16 protein-coding genes and 2 pseudogenes are annotated in these 16,899 nt (G+C 63.8%); 1 reads left to right on the plus strand and 17 read right to left on the minus strand.

Features of this window, described 5'->3' with window-relative positions; genetic code table 11:
* Positions 1-16 precede the first annotated feature (16 nt).
* Both ACOQPP_RS12395 and ACOQPP_RS12400 read right to left on the minus strand, forming a co-directional pair.
* Positions 17-166 (minus strand): hypothetical protein, encoded by a 150-nt coding sequence (locus ACOQPP_RS12395; RefSeq protein WP_420636637.1) that lies wholly within the window; start codon positions 164-166, stop codon positions 17-19.
* Positions 135-836 (minus strand): transposase, encoded by a 702-nt coding sequence (locus tag ACOQPP_RS12400; RefSeq protein ID WP_420636638.1) that lies wholly within the window; start codon positions 834-836, stop codon positions 135-137. The genes ACOQPP_RS12395 and ACOQPP_RS12400 overlap by 32 nt, the downstream gene beginning before the upstream one ends.
* Before the next feature lie 254 nt (positions 837-1,090).
* On the opposite strand from ACOQPP_RS12400, the pseudogene istA reads away from it, so the two are divergent.
* Positions 1,091-1,837 (plus strand): annotated as a pseudogene (gene istA, locus ACOQPP_RS12405) (IS21 family transposase); the annotation flags it as partial.
* A gap of 6 nt (positions 1,838-1,843) precedes the next feature.
* Here the strand turns inward: istA and ACOQPP_RS12410 are convergent.
* The 15 genes and pseudogenes from ACOQPP_RS12410 to ACOQPP_RS12480 form a co-directional block, all read right to left on the minus strand.
* Positions 1,844-2,941 (minus strand): hypothetical protein, encoded by a 1,098-nt coding sequence (locus ACOQPP_RS12410; RefSeq protein WP_420636639.1) that lies wholly within the window; start codon positions 2,939-2,941, stop codon positions 1,844-1,846.
* A gap of 124 nt (positions 2,942-3,065) precedes the next feature.
* Positions 3,066-3,899 carry a recombinase family protein gene (locus ACOQPP_RS12415; protein ID WP_420636640.1) on the minus strand — a complete coding sequence of 278 codons (834 nt, stop codon included), beginning with the start codon at positions 3,897-3,899 and terminating at the stop codon, positions 3,066-3,068.
* A 22-nt stretch (positions 3,900-3,921) separates the two neighbouring features.
* Entirely contained in the window at positions 3,922-4,176 is a 255-nt protein-coding gene (locus ACOQPP_RS12420; RefSeq protein WP_420636641.1) for a hypothetical protein, read from the minus strand.
* Positions 4,173-4,652, minus strand: a complete 480-nt coding sequence (locus ACOQPP_RS12425) for a helix-turn-helix domain-containing protein (RefSeq protein ID WP_420636642.1) — start codon at positions 4,650-4,652, stop codon at positions 4,173-4,175. Before ACOQPP_RS12425 ends, ACOQPP_RS12420 begins: the two co-directional genes overlap by 4 nt.
* A 175-nt stretch (positions 4,653-4,827) precedes the next feature.
* Positions 4,828-5,145, minus strand: coding sequence for a DUF5372 family protein (locus tag ACOQPP_RS12430; protein WP_420636643.1), 318 nt, complete (start codon positions 5,143-5,145; stop codon positions 4,828-4,830).
* A gap of 110 nt (positions 5,146-5,255) precedes the next feature.
* A complete protein-coding gene (locus ACOQPP_RS12435) occupies positions 5,256-5,879 on the minus strand; it encodes a hypothetical protein (RefSeq protein WP_420636644.1) in 624 nt (207 codons plus the stop codon).
* A gap of 148 nt (positions 5,880-6,027) precedes the next feature.
* Positions 6,028-8,784 (minus strand): ATP-dependent helicase, encoded by a 2,757-nt coding sequence (locus ACOQPP_RS12440; RefSeq protein WP_420636645.1) that lies wholly within the window; start codon positions 8,782-8,784, stop codon positions 6,028-6,030.
* A gap of 232 nt (positions 8,785-9,016) precedes the next feature.
* Positions 9,017-9,136, minus strand: a pseudogene (locus ACOQPP_RS12445) (IS481 family transposase); the annotation flags it as partial.
* A 567-nt stretch (positions 9,137-9,703) separates the two neighbouring features.
* Positions 9,704-10,657, minus strand: a complete 954-nt coding sequence (locus ACOQPP_RS12450; RefSeq protein WP_420636646.1) for a tyrosine-type recombinase/integrase — start codon at positions 10,655-10,657, stop codon at positions 9,704-9,706.
* 34 nt (positions 10,658-10,691) lie between these two features.
* A complete protein-coding gene (locus ACOQPP_RS12455) occupies positions 10,692-11,642 on the minus strand; it encodes a tyrosine-type recombinase/integrase (RefSeq protein WP_420636647.1) in 951 nt (316 codons plus the stop codon).
* Positions 11,639-12,886 carry a tyrosine-type recombinase/integrase gene (locus tag ACOQPP_RS12460; protein ID WP_420636648.1) on the minus strand — a complete coding sequence of 416 codons (1,248 nt, stop codon included), beginning with the start codon at positions 12,884-12,886 and terminating at the stop codon, positions 11,639-11,641. Before ACOQPP_RS12460 ends, ACOQPP_RS12455 begins: the two co-directional genes overlap by 4 nt.
* A 432-nt stretch (positions 12,887-13,318) precedes the next feature.
* Complete coding sequence (locus ACOQPP_RS12465; RefSeq protein ID WP_420636649.1) at positions 13,319-13,801, minus strand: DUF4411 family protein; 483 nt, start codon at positions 13,799-13,801, stop codon at positions 13,319-13,321.
* A gap of 16 nt (positions 13,802-13,817) precedes the next feature.
* Positions 13,818-14,969 carry an ImmA/IrrE family metallo-endopeptidase gene (locus ACOQPP_RS12470; RefSeq protein ID WP_420636650.1) on the minus strand — a complete coding sequence of 384 codons (1,152 nt, stop codon included), beginning with the start codon at positions 14,967-14,969 and terminating at the stop codon, positions 13,818-13,820.
* A gap of 434 nt (positions 14,970-15,403) precedes the next feature.
* Complete coding sequence (locus ACOQPP_RS12475; protein WP_420636651.1) at positions 15,404-15,763, minus strand: hypothetical protein; 360 nt, start codon at positions 15,761-15,763, stop codon at positions 15,404-15,406.
* 175 nt (positions 15,764-15,938) lie between these two features.
* On the minus strand, positions 15,939-16,655 hold the full coding sequence (locus ACOQPP_RS12480; RefSeq protein ID WP_420636652.1) for a hypothetical protein: 717 nt from the start codon (positions 16,653-16,655) through the stop codon (positions 15,939-15,941).
* Between the last annotated feature and the right edge of the window lie 244 nt (positions 16,656-16,899).

The following is a 16,899-nucleotide window of genomic DNA, read 5'->3' on the forward strand; positions in this document are numbered from 1 at the left end:
GAGGGGCGGCTAACCATCAGGCCGCCCGGCGGGTGAGCTTCTCGCGGGCACGGGCCGGGGTCAGGTATCCGTGCCGCTGGAGGAGCCAGCCGCGGTTGTGGCGCTCGATGAAGGCCCCGATCACCTCCCGGACCTCATCGCGCACCTCGAAGTCGTTCAGGTACAAGGCACTCCTCCTTCAGCGTGCGGATGAACCGTTCCGCGACGCCGTTGCACTCGGGCTCTCCCAGATACGCCGGCATGGAGCGGATGCCCAGCCACTTGATCTCCGCCTGGAACGCCCTCTCCCGGTACTGCGAGCCCCGGTCGTGCCTGACGCCGAGGCCCGCGGCGGTCGCCTTGGCGAACCCCCCCATCTGGGCGTGGACACCCTGCCGCACCGGCTCCGGCGCCGCCCAGCGGTCCCCCTTCTTCGCCGCGTGCCAGCCCACGACATCGGTCACGCAGTGGTCCACCACGCCGAAGAACCAGCACCAGCCCTCCCTCCGCGTCCAGAACCGCGCCGCGTCGGTGCCCCACAGCTCGTCGGGACGCTCGGTGCGGATCCGGCCGCCGTGGCTCCGGTCGCCCCGCGGGCGGCCCCGCCTCACCGGCGTCAGCAGCCCGTTCTCCCGCATCAGCCGCAGCACCCGGTTCTTGCCCGCGACGATCCCCTTGGCCGCCAAGCGTGCCCTCACCTTCCGGTGCCCCTCGCCCACGAACGGACTCTCCGACAGCACCGTCCGGATCTCCACGACGAGAGCTTCGTCGCTCCACTCCGTCTTCGGTCCGCGCTTGCCCGGCTTGCGGTCGCTGCCGGGGGCCGAGCGCAGCGCGTACACGCTCGATCGAGGCACCCGCCACGCCTCGCACACCAGCGTTGCTGATTCCGGCGTAAGCCGATCAGTGATTCCATTTCATGCCGATCACGGATTCCAGAGCATGCCGATTCGGTGATTCCGGCAAGCCGATCACGGATTCCAGAGCATGCCGATCACCCTGGAGTGAGCGAGTAGGAGCGCTGGATAGCCCGCTGTAGCGACGCCTTCTTCCATCCTCGCCGAGGTCCCCCGAGACGAGGAGGGAGAGGGTGTCGCAGAGAAGGTTGTCCATGCGGAAGATTCGAGAACTGATGCGCCTGAAGCACGAGCTCGGGCGCAGCCACCGCGAGATCGCCGCGTCGCTCGGCATCGCCAACAGCACGGTGAGCGACTACGTGCGCCGGGCGGCGGCGGCGGGCTTGTCGTGGCCGTTTCCGGAGGGACTGGACGACGCCGCGCTGGAGGCGGCGCTGTTCCCGGCCCCGCCGCCGTCGCGGGTTCCCCGGCCCGAGCCGGACTGGGGACACGTCCACCGGGAGCTTCAGCGCCACAAGGGCGTGACGCTGCAGCTGTTGTGGCTGGAGTACCGCACAGTTCATCCGAACGGCTACCAGTACAGCTGGTTCTGCGAGCGCTACAAGGCGTGGCGGGAGCAACTCGACGTGGTCATGCGGCAGGTCTACCGGGCGGGCGAGAAGGCGTTCGTCGACTACGCGGGGCCGAAGTTCGAGGTCGTGGACCAGAGCACCGGCGAGGTATGCGACGCCATGGTCTTCGTCGGCGTCCCCGGCGCCTCGAACCACACGTTCGTGGACGTGACCCGGAGCCGCGCGCTGCCGGACTGGACGATGTCCCACGTCCGGATGTTCGAGTTCTGGGGAGGCGTGCCCGAGCTCGTGATCCCGGACAACGAGAAGTCCGCGGTGCGCAAGGCCAGCCGCTACGAGCCGGATCTGAACCCGACGTACCGGGAACTGGCCACCCACCACGGCACCACCGTGCTGCCGGCGCGGCCCCGGGCACCGCGGGACAAGTCTCTTGTTTCACGATGCACCTTGTTGCGCGTTTGAAGCGGTGGCTGGTTCTGCGGGACTCGGGTTGCGTTCTCCGAGCTGATCGGAGTGCCGGTTGCTCCCGGGGTCGGGGACCCTGTACATGCAGTAGCGTCGGCCATCGGTCGCGATGACGGCCCGCTCGATCCGGTCGTCGTCGGGGGCTCTTCCGATCGTGCGCACGGTTCCGGGGGTGACACCGATCCGGACAGCCAGTTCCGGAGCCGACGCGAATCCCTTTGCCCGAAGCCGCGTCCTCTCCCGTTCGAGAAAGCTCGGCAACCCGTACCTGCGGCGGGTGTGACACACGCGCTTGGCCGTATGGGACTCGCCCTTCCAGTTTCTGTGTCCGGCCCGGTTGAGTTCCAGCGCGGTGGCCTCGTCGGTGTGGGTCTCGAGCAGCCGGGCGAGAGCGGCGACTGTGTCCGGGGGGGTCTTGCGGACCTGCGCCATGGGCCGCGGCAGATGCACGGTGTCGAGGGTGAGTGCTTTGCCGCCGCGCATGCGGAGTTCCACCTTGACCTCGTGGCCGTCGCGGGAGAGGATCGCGTCTTCGATGAGGAGCCCGAGAAGCCTCTTGCGATCGGTGTGGGTGGTCGCCGATGCGGTCCACACCCGCTCGAAGTCGCGCGTCAGCGCGCGGATGCGTTCGACCCGCGGGTTGGAGAGCTCCGCGTGCCGAGCGAGGGCACGCGCTTCGCGTTCCCGGCAGGCTTCGTCGAGTTCCCGCAGCCGCCCGTTCCAGTCAGCTTCGAGCGTGGCCGCCACAAGCCGGTTCGCAGGATCGACTTCGAAGTACCTGCGCCGTGCGAGGTCGGCCTCGTAACGGATCGCCTCGATGCGATGGGCACGTTGCCGGTCGGCCTCGGCGAACTCGGTGCGAACCTGCTCCCGGACCGCGATGGCGAGGTCGATGGTCTCCCGGTTCATCGCGTCGACCACGAAGCGGGATATGGCGGCGTCGACCAGGTCGGCACGGATCGTCTGGCAGACCTTGCGCCCATAGCGGACCAACTGGTGCTTGCACACGTAGAAATAGCGGGCCGGCTCGTTGCGGGTCGACCGAGCGCTCGTGTAGAGCGGACCCATGCGGCGTCCGCAGTGGCCGCGGATCACCCGGGACTGCGGGAGCGCCGCTCGTCCCAGTCGATGAACCCCGCATGGGCGTTGCGGATCAGGACCTCCCACTCCTCACGCGGGACGTTGCGATATCTCACCGTGCCGTCCGCCCGCGGCTCGCGGCGTGTGCGGCCGTAGACGAACGCGCCGCGTAGCGTGGGTTGCGCAGGATTTGGCGGACTTGCGAGAAGCTCGGAAGCGCCCAGCGGAGCCGGCCACGGTTCGGTCCTCTCCTCGGACGTGACGGGAGCACGATGTTCTCCCGGTGCATCCACTTGACGACCGCCATCGCCGATCCCATGCGGCGGAAACGGTCGAACACCCCGCGGATCGCATCGGCAACGGACTGGTCGGGATCGAAGACGACCTCATCGCCGTCGTTGTAGGCGAGGCCGATCGGCAAGGCCATCTTCAGGACACCGCGTGCCGCCGCGCTCTTCCGGCCACCGACAAGCCGTGCCCCGATTCCCTGCAACTCGAACTCCGACATCGTGCCCTTGAAGCCGAAAAGGAGCCGGTCGTTGCCGTCGTTCGGATCGTAGACCCCGCTCTCGTCGAGGATCGGCGTACGGGCGATCCCCGCGATCCGCAGCAGCTGATGCCAGTCGGCGTTGTCGCGGGCCGGACGCGAGACCTCGAGCCCAAGCACGATCCCCACCTCACCGGCGGCGATCCGGGCCATGAGATCGCGGAAACCGCTCCGGTTCGCGCTCGAGGCAGCCGACTTCCCCTGATCCTCGTCGATCACGCGAACGCTCTCGGCCGGCCAGCCCAGGGCCATGGCCCTGTGACGCAGTCCGTACTGGCGCCTCGCGCTCTCGGTGTTCTCCATCACCTGGCGCAGGGAGGACTGGCGGACATACAGGCACGCCTCGCGCGCCAGATGATGCGCCTCGATCTTGCGCGTGATCACCTCGGAGATGAGCATGCGGCCCGCCTCCTCCCGAATGTCAACGCGGCCCGAGCAGATGCCGGACCTGGCGGGCGGCCTCGTCGAGCGCGGCATCCCCGATCACAGGCTCCGCAACCCCACGCGATGCGCGTGTCGGCGGTCGGGGCTTCACGGAGGCGTCCCCGCATCCGGCCAGCGCAAGAGCGTCGCGCAGGCCGTGGAAGCGGAGCGCTCCGATCCCGTGGCTGTCCCCGCCCGACAGCCAGAGCCGACGCCAGTCCTCGTAGCTCCGCCAGGCGTCGCCCGGCATCACGGTCCGGTCTCCAGAGTTTTTTTTTCGGCGCGCGCAAGCGCCTTTTCCAGACCGCGCGGATGCAGCCGGACCCCGAACTCGGCCTCGATGAGCGGCACGAGCCGCTTCGCTCCGATCCGCCCGTGCCGCTCCCGGCAGATCCGTACGAACCGCAGGATCTCCGGGGTGATCTTGTGAGGCCCGCGCGGTCCGCGCCGCGCCGGGATCAGCCCCATCAGCCCGCCCTCGCGGAACGCCTTCGCCATCCGGAAGCAGGTCGGACGCGACACCCCGAACCGCTCGGCCGCCTGTGCCAGGGTGGCGCCCCCAAGCCGGACCAGCCGGACCATCTCGTAGCGGACCTGCAGCAGATCCTCGGGATCGAAGAAGTCGCCGGTGGTGAACATCGGATCCCGGACCTTCTCCGGAGACCGATTGAGAGTGCGTGTCTTCTTGAGTCGATCCCGCTTCTCGCTGTGATCCCGATCGGTGCTCATGGGTCGGTTCCGGGATAAAGGAGTAATCAGATAATAGTACGCTGAATCTTACCAATGTCAAGTGCATGCCCTCCCGATCGGCATCCTGAACATCTTTCTCTACAACGGAATATCTGAGAGTGAGGGCACTGCCGCCCGCCCTGGCAGCGCCCGAGTTCCCGATCACAACGCGCCCTTATTCCCGATCATGAGTCGCGGACGACTCCAAGTGGGCATCGATGATGCCGCGGAGCGCCACCAGATCGTCGATCCGCCACGGGCTGCGGCCACCGGAGACGCGCTCGAAGTCGTCAACGCTCCGCGGCGATGTCCAGGAAACCGGTATGCTGACGAGCGTTGAGGCGTCCGTGATGTAGCAGACAAGCGGAACACCCCCCACGGTCACCAGGTTGTGGATCTCGAGTTCGTGGCCGCGGAGCGGGTGGAAAGGATGTGTGATGCGGAACCGTCGAACATCGCCCGACGACTCATAACGGCCCGCATTCCCGGACAATCGACAAGGCGAAGGTGGAGGCCGCCGTCCAGCACGTCGAGCGCTCGGTCATGGCGCCGGGGGCACTCGCTTCACGCGTGGGACGGGGACGTAGTGGAGCGCTGGGCTCGCTATCTTGCCAACCCCGTATTCGCAGGCGCTCCTCCGACCGGTACCTCATCCAAGTCCAGACCTCTTACGAAACAGATGTAATTCATCGTGAACTTCCGGAAGTCGCGTGGGGAAACAGAAATGAGACTGAAGGCTTGGGAATCCCACTCCTTAGCGAGAAGCACGATGTTGTGAATCACCTTGCCCTCGGTGAATACGTTGCCATGGGCCAACGCGTTTCGGAGAATTCTGAGGACCGTGCCTACCCGCTCCTCCGGTGGCATCGACCGAGCATCCCGGAGTTCTCGCCACGTGTCGGGTCCGCCCGACTGGACGTCTTGGATCCTGCCTGTTTTCCATGTCGACACCCCTCGGCTCCTCCAGAGCGGAGACGACAGGAACGGTTCGCGTAGGAGTTCCTCGTACTTCTCAGCCGTCTTCGGATAACGTTCCCGATCGCGCAACGGATGCCGGGGACGAGCCCTTGGTTTGAGTCTCTCGTGCGGAACGGTGAGAGCCGCCGTACTGATCGACAGAAGAAGCGTCACGTCCCTTCCCTGTTCCAAGGCCGGCGACCGAAACTCTTCAAGGATCTCACCACATCGGGAGGGGAAGTCCGTCACGTAACTCGAATATGCGGTCATGGGAATCTCCTCGTAGCATCTCGGTAGTGTGGGTCAGCTTCTCGGACGGGGCGTGACCTGTCAGCGAATCTCATTTGCTTCACGTCGGCAAGCCGCCGGATGTGAGGTCTTAGCAGGCTGGCGCTTCCCGAGCGACTACCGGATCTCGTCATTTGACTCGCACGGCTTCACGGCCCGCCGTGCACATACGCAGGTAGTCGCACGAACGGCATTTCTCTGCGGCGGGTGTAGGCAGCAGGGCACTCGCTCGGAGCGCGCGGGCTGCCGCTCGAGTCTCATGCTTCACGTCGTCGATAAACTCGTCGTCCACCGACCGCCGCTTGCGCTTACGCTCATCCAGTTCGTAAGTCTCGACATAGTCGGGCCTGCGGCCCGTGAGGTTCTGATAACCAAGTGCGTAGACATGGAGCTGCGCTTCCGTCACGTCCTCGGCTTGGGCACGGTCGCTCGACTTGTGATCGACGACGGTGATCTCGTCGGTGTCGATCCGCCGCACGAGGTCGATGCGGCCATTGATGCTCACGCCGTCGCCAAGATTGACCTCGACCTGCTTCTCGGAGAACTCGATCTTGTCGAAGAGCGCTGCGTTGTCGGCTAGGTAGTCGCGCAGCACACGCTCGGCCGATGCCTCGAGCTCCCGTCGGAGCGCCGGATAGGCATAGGGCGCGTGTAGGTGTGTATCGACAAGGCGCGGGACTTCCGCGGCCTCGGCAACGTCGCCGCGGATGGCGCGGGCATGTACCTCGGCTAGCGCATCGTGCAGCGATTTGCCGTAGCCCAAGGCCTCGTGCAGAGGGGCGTTGAAACCGTAGAGAATCCGCAGCTTGAACTGGTACGGGCACTCGAAGAAGTACTTGAGGTCGGAAAACGAGAACACAACGTTCGCCACGCCCGCTCTGGCCCGTGGACTGAGTCGCTCTCGCGTGGAGTAGTCGGGCGGCCGCCGCTTCACGTGTTTCGAAACGAGAATGTCGTCCCAGAACTGCGAACGCCTCCTATACAGCTGATTGCTCGACACGGGTGCCCACGTGAGGTGTAGGAACTTCTGGCTTCGTGTCATTGCGACGTAGAAGAGACGACGTTCATCCTCGATCGTACCTTCGTAGCGCGCTTGTCCCTTGATTCCTTCACGCGGGATCAGGTGCCAAGCAGTTCGGCCACCCGGCTTCTTGGCCGGGAACCGATTCCTGAGTAGGGCTGGCACCAAGACGACGGGCCACTGCATCCCCTTTGCCTGGTGGATGGTCATGATCCGCACGGCGTCCGGGTTTGCGTACTGGTTGTCCTGCCAACCCTCCGCGTAGGCGTCCTCGGCCCGGTACTGGAGGAAGCTCGCGAAGGAACCGTACTTCTCGCTTGGCTTCGACTGGTAGTGAATCGCCTCGAAATCGGAGATGACCTGGCTGAACTTGCCGAGGTTGTAGAAGACGACTTCACCTCGCCCGTTAGGGACAACTTCCTCGCGGAGTCCCGCTTGCTCCAAGAAGTTCAGAAACACCCGCTGGATCGAGTATTGCCCCCATCGTTTCTGATCGGGATCCGTTAGCGCCGCCTTCGCGGTCGCTGCCCCTTCTACTGCGGTGCTTAGAGCCTCGGCTTCGAAGCCGAGGTCCGCGCTGATCCAGGCTTGCTCGACGCCCGCCGCGTCAACGCCGTTGTCGCCGATGAAGTAGAATAGCTGCCGTGCGGCTTCTGCCTCGGCAGTCCCGAACAGGTTTGTCATGCCGGTGACCACGAAGGGGACGCCCGCCGCTTGGAGTGCCGCCGTGATCGGCTCGGCGTTTGCCTTAACGCTCCGGAGCAGCACGGCCATGTCCGACCACGACAGGCCTCGCTTCTCTTCACCCTCGAGAAACGCGACACCCCGCAGCGCTCGCGCGGTCGCGGCAATGTATTGGGCCTCCTCGGCGGGCGTCGCGAACGAGAGGGCGATGATGTCGCCGGTCTCGTAGGGCTGCACGCCCGTGTTTTTCATCGCCTTCCGTAGACGTTCGGTGTTCTGCTCGATGAACGGTCGGGCTGTCTCTACGACGCCTTCGCTGGAGCGGAAGTTCTCCTCGATCGAGATCTGGTCAACGGCCGGATAGCGCTCCTCGAAGGTCAGGATGTTGTCGACGTCGCTGCCGCGCCACTGGTAGATCGTCTGGTCATCGTCGCCAACCACGCAGATGCGCGCGCCCAGCTCGTGCAACGACGAAACGATGGCTTCTTGGATGGGATTGACATCCTGGTACTCGTCGACGATCACATACTTGATGCGATCTGCGAGACGCTCACGCAGTGAATCCTCTTTGGTCAGCAGCGCGACCGCCTCATCCAGAATCGACGAGTAATCGAAATAGCTTTTTTCGTCGAGCAGCTTCTGATACGTGTGGAGGCCAGCGAACACCGAGCAATCGGCAAGCTGGGCTTCGTCGCGCTGTGCCTCGCGCAGAATGGAGAGTGCTGTCACGTAGTGCTTGCTGTCCTGATAGCGGCGTAGGGCGGCCCCGGTCAGGACCGTGGAGGTGGTGAGACCACTCTTTCTGCTGTTCCGGTCAACGAAGAGCCGCTGCTGCACCTCATTCAGCACGTCGTACTTGAGGTGCTTGGGCGATTCCGATTGCAGCAGCTCCAGGCAGAAGGAGTGGATCGTACCGACAAACATCTCGGCCATGCCTGCGATCTCACCCAAGGCTTCCCGGGTGCGCGTTACGACGCGTTCCTTCAGCTCAGCCGCAGCCTTCTCGGTGAACGTGAAAGCAACGATGTTCTCGGGAGCCAAGGAGTCCGGACTCCCAGGGGTCAGCAGATGCACCACCCGACGTGCAACGACCTCAGTCTTGCCGGAGCCTGCGCAGGCGATCAGCTGAAGGTTGCGGCCATCGTGTTCGATCGCTTGACGTTGGGAATCGGTGAGGTTCATTAGAAGAGTTCCGGTGCAGAGGGTTCAGCAACACAACCGGGTAACCGACCCGGAAGCTGCTCGTCCTATTGGAGAAGATCAACAAGCTGAGTACCGCTCCTGGCGACATGGTGCCCGGTTCGTGCTGCGGCTATGTCATGCCATCCGCTGCTTCAGGAGGCTGGGTCGGGAGTGAACAGCATCCCCTGTCACTGGGGGTCGTGAAGCTGGCAGATCCGTAACCGCAAGACAAGCGCTGCCGGCTACAGCCCCCGATTCGGCACGCCTTCGAGACGTTGCCCCGCTCCTGGGCAAGTTCTAGTAGCAGCGACAGCCTGTTCCGAGCTATCTTCTCGGCCTGGACGGTGGTCATTCTTCTCTCCGCTCGTGGTTGTTGGGTGGTTTGAGCACTTCTCGACCAACCTCGGCGGAAGCCGGATGGCCGCCGTCCCCCTTTTCGGGGACAGCTGTCAGGCGATTACCGTATCAGAGCAGACGGAGCCAATCTGTCAATATCGAGCCGATGTGGCGGGCTCCACGACTCCTGCGTATTCCGACGAAGTCGACCACCCATTCCGAGCGAAGCCGTCCACCCATTCCGAGCGAAGCCGTCCACCTGTTCCGAGCGAAGCCGTCCACCTGTTCCGGGCGAAGCCGTCCACCGATTCCGAGCGAAGCCGTCCGGTTTGGAGCGGTGATCCCGAGGGGGTGCTGGACACGGGTGGATCAGGTCTGGTCGTGAGGGGTGTGGACCTCCTTGGTCGAGTCGTAGAACCGCCTCATGGAACCGCCCTTGAGGGTGATCCGGTGGGCGTTGTTGAGTTATGTGTCATTCAGCATAACTGAACATATGTTGCGGATCGGATTATGGTGCGGAGAGTCCGATCGGCTGCTCGGACACGCCAAAGTGTCCGTATCTCCGCAACATAATCTCCTGCCATCAGAGCGCGACGAGGAAGGCCATCAGCCCCTTTCTCTCCTTCCACGGTCGATCCGGTCCGGACTGCGCGGCATCGCAGAGCGCCATGGCCTTTGCCTTCATCTCCAGATCGATCTCGGCGTAGACATTGGTGGTATCGAGGCTGGCATGACCGAGCCAGGCACGGATCGTGTTCAGATCGATTCCGGCCTGGAGCAGGTGGCAGGCGCTGGTGTGACGGATCGTGTGAGGTGTGATCCTCCTTCCGGCGAGCGACGGCACGCGGGCGGCACAGCGCTGGACGAGCCGATAGGCTCCGGACCGCGTATAGGGTCTTCGCTGTTGGCTGAGGAAGACGGCATCGCCGGTAGCCCGTCCTCGCACCAACTCGGCGAGCGCTTTTTCGGTCCGCGGCCACAGCGGACACTGCCGGTGTTTCCCACCCTTACCGTGGATGTTGACGAGCGCGTGCCGGCCATCACGTCGTCCGACTTGGAGATCGCCCGCCACGAGTCGTGTGGCTTCGGAGACGCGCGCTCCGGTGTTGTAGAGGAACAGGAGGAAGGCGTATTCGACGCGGCCCCTCGGTGTCCGGCGGTTCGGAACGTCGAGCAGCTTGTTCATCTCGGTCTTGGTGAGCCAGCCGATCGGCCGCGGCGTTGCTTTCTTGGAGGCAATGGCGCGGATACTTGCACTCCACTCGAGATGTCCGGGGTCGCGGCTGGCGACGAAGCGGGCGAAGGCGCGGATCGCCGACAGGCGCTGGTTGCGGGTCTGCGCGGAGCAGCCGCGCTCATCCTCCAGATGGCCAAGGAACTGCCGGATGCGCCCGGCTGTGAGGTCCTGCACGGTGAGCCGCTCGACCGGCTTACGGATCTTCGTGCCGGCGAAGGGCAACAGGAGGGCGAAGGTATCGCGGTAGCTCTTCTGGGTGTTGCGGGCGAGGTTGCGCTCGGTGACGATGTATTCGGCCAAGACGCGGCGGAGCCAGGGGCCGAGGGTGCGGGGGTTACTCATGGTCTCCTCCATTGACATAGGTATCGAAGCGGACCGAAGCCTCATGCAGCAGTTCGGAGGTCATGGACAGATAGATCCGGGTGCCGTCGAGATCCTTGTGTCCGAGCCAAGTGGATAGCGCCGGCAGCAATCGTTGGACATCGGCACCCCGCCGGTACCAGGCCTCCAGCCGGTGAACGGCTGCGGCGTGGCGCAGTGAGTGAAGGCACGGAGCTCGTTGTCCGTCGTGGCTCCGCCCGATTCCGGCCTCCCGGAGCAGCTGGGCGAACGCGCGGCGGGCGGTAACTGCGATCAGGGGCGTCCCAGTGCGGTTGGCGAGGAAGGTCGAGGCCGTACCCTTCGGGAAAGGCCGTTGCGCGCGCTTGGCAGCATGGACTTTCAGCGCATCAGCGAGTTGCGGGCAGACCGGAACGAGGCGGGTCTTGTAGAACTTGGTGTCGCGTACGGTGAGGAGCGCCTCTCCCGGGTCGACATCGTCGAGGGTCAGGCGCTGCGCCTCGCCGAAGCGCAGCCCCGCGCCGTAGAGAAGAAGCAGCAGCGCCCGCAGGGTATCGCCATCGAGCTGAAGCGCACGCCGCCGGCTGACATCGATGGTGGCGAACATGTGCTGCAACTCGTTACGGGAGTATACGTAAGGAGGTAGCGACCGCGGCTGCCTCGGCTCATCATCGCGTACCGGAAGCGGCGACCGGACCGCATGGCCGCGGCTGATCGCGTAGCGGTAGAAGCCGGCCAGGGCGCTGTACTTGACGGCCCGATACGAAGTGAGCGGCCCTTTCCCGGCCAGAAAGCCGAGAACGTCCGCTTCGCCGACGGCGCCGCAACCGATGTTCCTGCCGACATGGTCGCAGAACCGGTGCAGCAGGCGTCCACCGGAGTGGAACTTGGCGCCATGTGTCCGGCGCCAGGCGATATAGTCGTTGACCGCATCCCCGAGAGTCATACCAGCCCTCCCAGGTCGATGTCGGCTACCTTGCGGAGCGTGCCGAGCCGCACCTTGGCGTATATCGCAGTGGACGAGACGCTGCGATGGCCGAGGTAGTCGCCGACCTCTTTCATCGAGAAGCCGTGGTCCAGTAGGTGCTGCGCGACAGCGTGGCGCAGGGCATGAGCGCCGCGCCGCTTGCCGGTGAGGCCGATACGATCGAGCCGTCTCCCGACGACCATCGATACAGCGTTCCGGCCCAGCGGACGGATCGGAGCTGCGAGCGTGAGGAAGAGCGCCTTCTCAGGCCGCGGGGGACGAACGTCGGTGAGGTAGCGCACGATCGCTTGGCCGACGCCGCGCGAGAGCGGGTAGTGATGCGTCCGCCCCGGTTTGGGGCGACGTACCCGCAGCGTCTCCTCGGTCCAATCCACATCGTTGAGCCGTAGGCCGGTGACCTCTCCGGAGCGCAACCCGTAGGCGATCAGCACCATCGGGATGGCACGGTCACGAACATCGACCGGCCGGTTGCCCTCGGAGGTCTTCAGCAGCCGCAGCACCTCGTCCCGGTTCAGCCCCTTCGGGACTGTCTCACGGGGATGGAAGCGCAATGGCATGATCCCGTCGGCCAGCCCCGGTGCGCACCAACCCCGGTGTTCCGCGAACCGGAAGAAGTTGCGAAGCTGCTGCGCGTAATTTCGGATGGTGAGCCGGTTGCAGCCGCGGGCGTGCCACCGCGCGACAGCTCGGTCGATGTCGGCGGTCCCCACCGAAGCCAGAGCAACGTCCCATTCGTCGAGCCACTCGAAGAAGCGGTCAACCGTATTGCAGCAAGAGCGGATCGTCTCCTCGGACCACCCGCGATCCTTACGCATCCACGCCGCGAAGACCGCAACCTTCCCAGCTAGGGTGTGTCGCACCTTGCAGGGTTCTGCGAGCAGATCCACGAAGCGCAGCCATCGTAACGCGCGACCGACAAAGACCCTACGTGTCTTCGGTCGCACGGGGCCGGTTGGTCGGCCCTGACTGCGCCTCAACCACTGCGCGGCTGCCGCCTCGATCCGGGGCATGCCGACGCGCTCGGCTTTCCGCAGGCCCAGGAAATGAACGAGGTGGAGCTGATGCGCCGCAATCTGGCGCAATGTTGCCCGTCCGACGCCCGCTTGTGTGCAATGCCTGAGGTAGCGGAGCCGTTCGTCCAACAGGGGCCCGGCGCGGTAGGACGCGATGGTGCCGCGTCGCGTGAAGAGTTCCTCGAACATGGTCATGCCTCCTTGTGGCTGGAGGGATGACCATAAGAGCCCGACGAAAGAAAATCGGAATATTATGTTGCGGAGATACAGAGACTTGTCGTGGTCCAAGCAGCCGATCCGGACTCTCCGCACCATAATCCGATCCGCAACATATATTCAGTTATGTGTCATTCAGCATAACTCAACAACGCCCACAGGATCACCCTCAGGGCGGTTCCCTGAAAATGCTCTACGACTCACCCAAGGAGGTCAACCGCCACGACGACTGATCGATCCGTGTCCACTGCCGCTTCAGGATCGACCGTCCCCACGGACGGCATCGCCCGGTATCACCCAGTTTTCCACGGAACCGGTCGACGGCCTAGCCTCGGAATCGGTGGAGACTTCGTCCGAATAGGCAGCGGAGCCTGTTGTACCGACATCGGGTGAGTTAGCGGCTACCTACGGGACCCAACTGGTGCTGAAATCGAGCCGCCTTATGAACTGGAAGGGATCACAGGTCTTGAGCTCCGCCGCAACATCCGGGATCTTGCGGTTGGCGCGTCGTTTTGACACCGCAGATACCTCCGTCGTTACGATGCAATAGACGTTTGGGTTGGATGCCGCATGCGCAATCAAGAATGGGTCCTGACCGATCTTCTGCAACTCAGCTGCAGTGAGGTTCTTCCCATAACGGTTGAGGACCGTCCTCGCACTCGCGGCACTCACCTGCGCCTGAAGTACCAATCTCGACCTCTCCTGCCTTACGAGCTTTGCAACCCGGTCCTTCCCCACCTTCACCTCATTGTAGATCTCGATTGGAACCTTCACATGCCCTGCCGATGCGTGGTGCAAGAGCCATGCCCAATACTCGGGTACGCGGTCGATGGAGTAGTACAGCTTATCCGCGTCTATCAGTACGTTCGCATCCAGTAGGTAGCGCAAAGTGGTAAAATAGATCCTATGGCTCGACGAGCCGGTGTGCGTTGTTGGGGCGGACACCGAGGACGAATCCCGCTTTGGTAGTGGTCAGAACTCCCGACTGCATCAAACGTCCCGTTGTACCTACGAAGCGGTTCCCGAGCCGATACCGGGCGGTGTTGTAGTAGCTTCCTCCGCCCCCACCGCTTGACCTCGACATCTGCCAGCGACGATAGAAGTTCTTCCGCAAGGAGATCCAAACATCTCTGCTAATCGCCGCGCGTCGGTGAAGCCGGTATGCGACCATGGCAGGGCTTAGGTTCATGCGGCCCGCGAATGAGGTTATTTCAGATATCCATTCCTCCTCACCTTGACGTTGCTTGGTGGCAAGCTCATCCAAATCACTATCCGGGAGGAGGAATCGCGAAGCAACATCGCTACAGAACTGTTCCACCCTACCAGCCGGCGTCCAGTTGCTGACCCCTGTGTTTCCAAGGCATAGATGCACCAGTTCGTGTAGCAGCGTGAAGGAACGCGCCCCGTACGAATCCCCAGGATTGACGACAACCATTGGTGCGATCTCATCACACAGGACCAGTCCCCGGAACACGCTTACACTTATAGTCCGCGAGTGGTGCCCGAGTTCGCCGACCAGGAGGACGAACACGCCCGCCTCCTCGGTTCTAGTGCGCAAGAGGCGGAACGCTTGGTCGCGATTGCTTTCAAGGCGATACTCGCGGTGCGTAACGCCCAAGATCTTGCGGAGTTCCTCAACCGCGTCGAGCACCGAACGCGAACCCATGCCTCCTACGAACGACACCGACTCATCCTCTTCGTTGTCGATGATTGCTTCTTTCAGTAGTGACTGGCGCGCTGTCAGGTCTCTCAACAGGAGGTTGAGCCACGCTTCCTCTTCCTCTGCGAACTCCCTGTTCACCGTTGTCCTGAAGTCAGTGGCGTGATGGCCCAGTTCTGGTGGCTCGTCAACGTAAAGGGAGATGAGAGATTGCTGGTACTTGTCCGCCATGTTGGCGAGCATGGCTCGGGTAGGAAACTCCCTGCCAGCTTCAAGGTTTCGGAGACGTGCGATAGGCTCGAAGCCGCGGGCAGGCTTTATCTGCAGCTTGCCAGCAGCCTTCGCTAGACTTAGGCCTGCGGATTCGCGGGCCCAGCGGAGCACGTCAGGATTCACGTGTATCGACAAGATAGCGTATGCGGTTCCGTTGTGTCCCTGTGCGACCTCTACCCGCTAACCGCAATCGTAGCACGGTGCCGCGGCGCGGAGCAACCCGCCCCCATCGTCGATTCCCACGCACGCCGACCGCTGATCCCGCGGCGTGCCGATGGTCGATCCCGTTCCAGGAAAGGGGGCGTGACCCGAGATGGTGCGTTCAAGATGGCTCCTAAACATGCTGGTTGCAAAGGTATCGGCCCCGGACCGGTACAAACGTCCTTGGAGCCCGAGCGGCTGTAACTCAACGATCCGGCGCGATCTCAACCGCTCGTCATCAAGACTCCGTCCTCATCTTCGGCACCCGGCGCAAGACGGCGACCGAATGTGACACATGGGACGGGCGAAGAGTGACACCCGGCCGGAGGTGACGAGCTGACGGAGAGTTTTGATCCCTACGGAGTGCGCTCGAAGAGCACGGCATCCGGTCCGAAACTCGTCCAGCCAGACATGCTGCCCCGGAACGCGGTTTCGGAGTTCTGCGCTCCCGTGAAGCTGCCTCGGCGTCCGTCATCGTACCGGAAACCCAACGAAACATCCGCGCCGCTGTGTCTCCCGCTTACGGTCCCCGAAGCGATCCTCGGCTGCATGCTCGGACCGCCCGCCTCGATGTACTCGACGGTTCCGGTCACGTCCCCTGAAGAACCCTCCTCCAAGGTGAGATACCACTGACCGCCTGCATCCAGGAGGCCGGTGCAGCACCAGCCCGCCCAGTTCCCCGTGAGCGCGCCGAACTGCGGGCCTGGGTCGAACACACCGCAGCCTGTGGCGAACACCAAGCTCGAGGCGAGGAAGGTGAGAGCCGCTGCCGTCCTTCGCCTGCTATCCATCGACCGTTGTACAGGTTCTTGAGCCATAGCGTTCTCACGTCATCCTCGTTCCACGCGTGGTCGCTCTGATTCTGATCCGTAGGATCGGGGTCGTAGAGTATCATCCCCGCCTCGACTCCGTCGTCCTTCGTAGACCCGTGATCCGCTCACTCAGTTCGTCCATGAACTCCGACAGCGTCAGCCCCAACGCACGCGCGAACTTGTCCGCCGCCTCGACCGTGAGGCGGATCTCCTCCTTCTCCAACCGCCGGACGTGCCTCTCCGACAGCCCCGGAATCTCCGTCTGCTTCAGCTGCCGATCATGCCTCATGTCAAGGAGAGCCTGCGACACATTCTCCATCTCATACCGGCGGATCTCCACATCAGCCAGATGCATGGGATCCACAGCCTGCAACATCTGCGACGGACCCATATGCACGTCCCGATCGGGCCAATGCAGGTAGGAACCGGATGAATCGATCACGAACCGGCCGACCGCGGCCGGCTCGAACCGCCTGACCTTGGGAAGCCGTCCGACCGGGAACTTCCATACGCTCATGTCCCCGAGGACCACCACCAGAGAGTCGTTGAGGACATATGCGTCAAGGATGCCCTCCCACGCGGCCGGTCGCTTGAGCGCGATGACCAGACGCTTCACGACGGAAGGATCCCGGCACACCCGCAGCCGTCGATCCGGCTTGTGGAGTCGAAGCCTCGAGGCGAGACGCAGCACCGCCTGCTCCGGCACGTCCAGCACCACCAGGTAGCGTGTGTCCGTATCCACCCACTTCGGCAGCCGGAGCCGGTCCCGGCCCAGCAGCTCACTCGCCAGAGCCACCACCAGGCTCGGAGACGGTCCAGCCTGACCGGCGGCGGATAGCTGTTTCGCCAAAGCGCGAAACCCGGCGTCCGGCAAGCAATCCGTCACCGTCCCGCAGAAAGCGATGTGGCTGAACGGTCTCGCGTCACTCATCCGCGGACAGCCTCATCCCCGAGGGGAGTAGGGGTCCCGACCTTCGTCGCCTTCGGGCTACCCGCGCGCCTGACTGCCCAACCATATGGTTTGCACCTCCTCCACCCGC

The sequence above is a fragment of the Candidatus Palauibacter sp. genome (assembly GCF_965222475.1).
In the GTDB taxonomy this organism is placed as follows: Bacteria; Gemmatimonadota; Gemmatimonadetes; order Palauibacterales; family Palauibacteraceae; genus Palauibacter.

What these genes read in the sequence shown, in the direction of transcription:
- ACOQPP_RS12415 (WP_420636640.1), bottom strand. Translation starts at nt 3,899, where the DNA reads ATGCTCATCTCCGAGGTGATCACGCGCAAGATCGAGGCGCATCATCTG.
- ACOQPP_RS12440 (WP_420636645.1), bottom strand. Translation starts at nt 8,784, where the DNA reads ATGAACCTCACCGATTCCCAACGTCAAGCGATCGAACACGATGGCCGC.
- ACOQPP_RS12425 (WP_420636642.1), bottom strand. Translation starts at nt 4,652, where the DNA reads ATGAGCACCGATCGGGATCACAGCGAGAAGCGGGATCGACTCAAGAAG.
- ACOQPP_RS12435 (WP_420636644.1), bottom strand. Translation starts at nt 5,879, where the DNA reads ATGACCGCATATTCGAGTTACGTGACGGACTTCCCCTCCCGATGTGGT.
- ACOQPP_RS12460 (WP_420636648.1), bottom strand. Translation starts at nt 12,886, where the DNA reads ATGTTCGAGGAACTCTTCACGCGACGCGGCACCATCGCGTCCTACCGC.
- ACOQPP_RS12410 (WP_420636639.1), bottom strand. Translation starts at nt 2,941, where the DNA reads ATGGGTCCGCTCTACACGAGCGCTCGGTCGACCCGCAACGAGCCGGCC.
- ACOQPP_RS12455 (WP_420636647.1), bottom strand. Translation starts at nt 11,642, where the DNA reads ATGACTCTCGGGGATGCGGTCAACGACTATATCGCCTGGCGCCGGACA.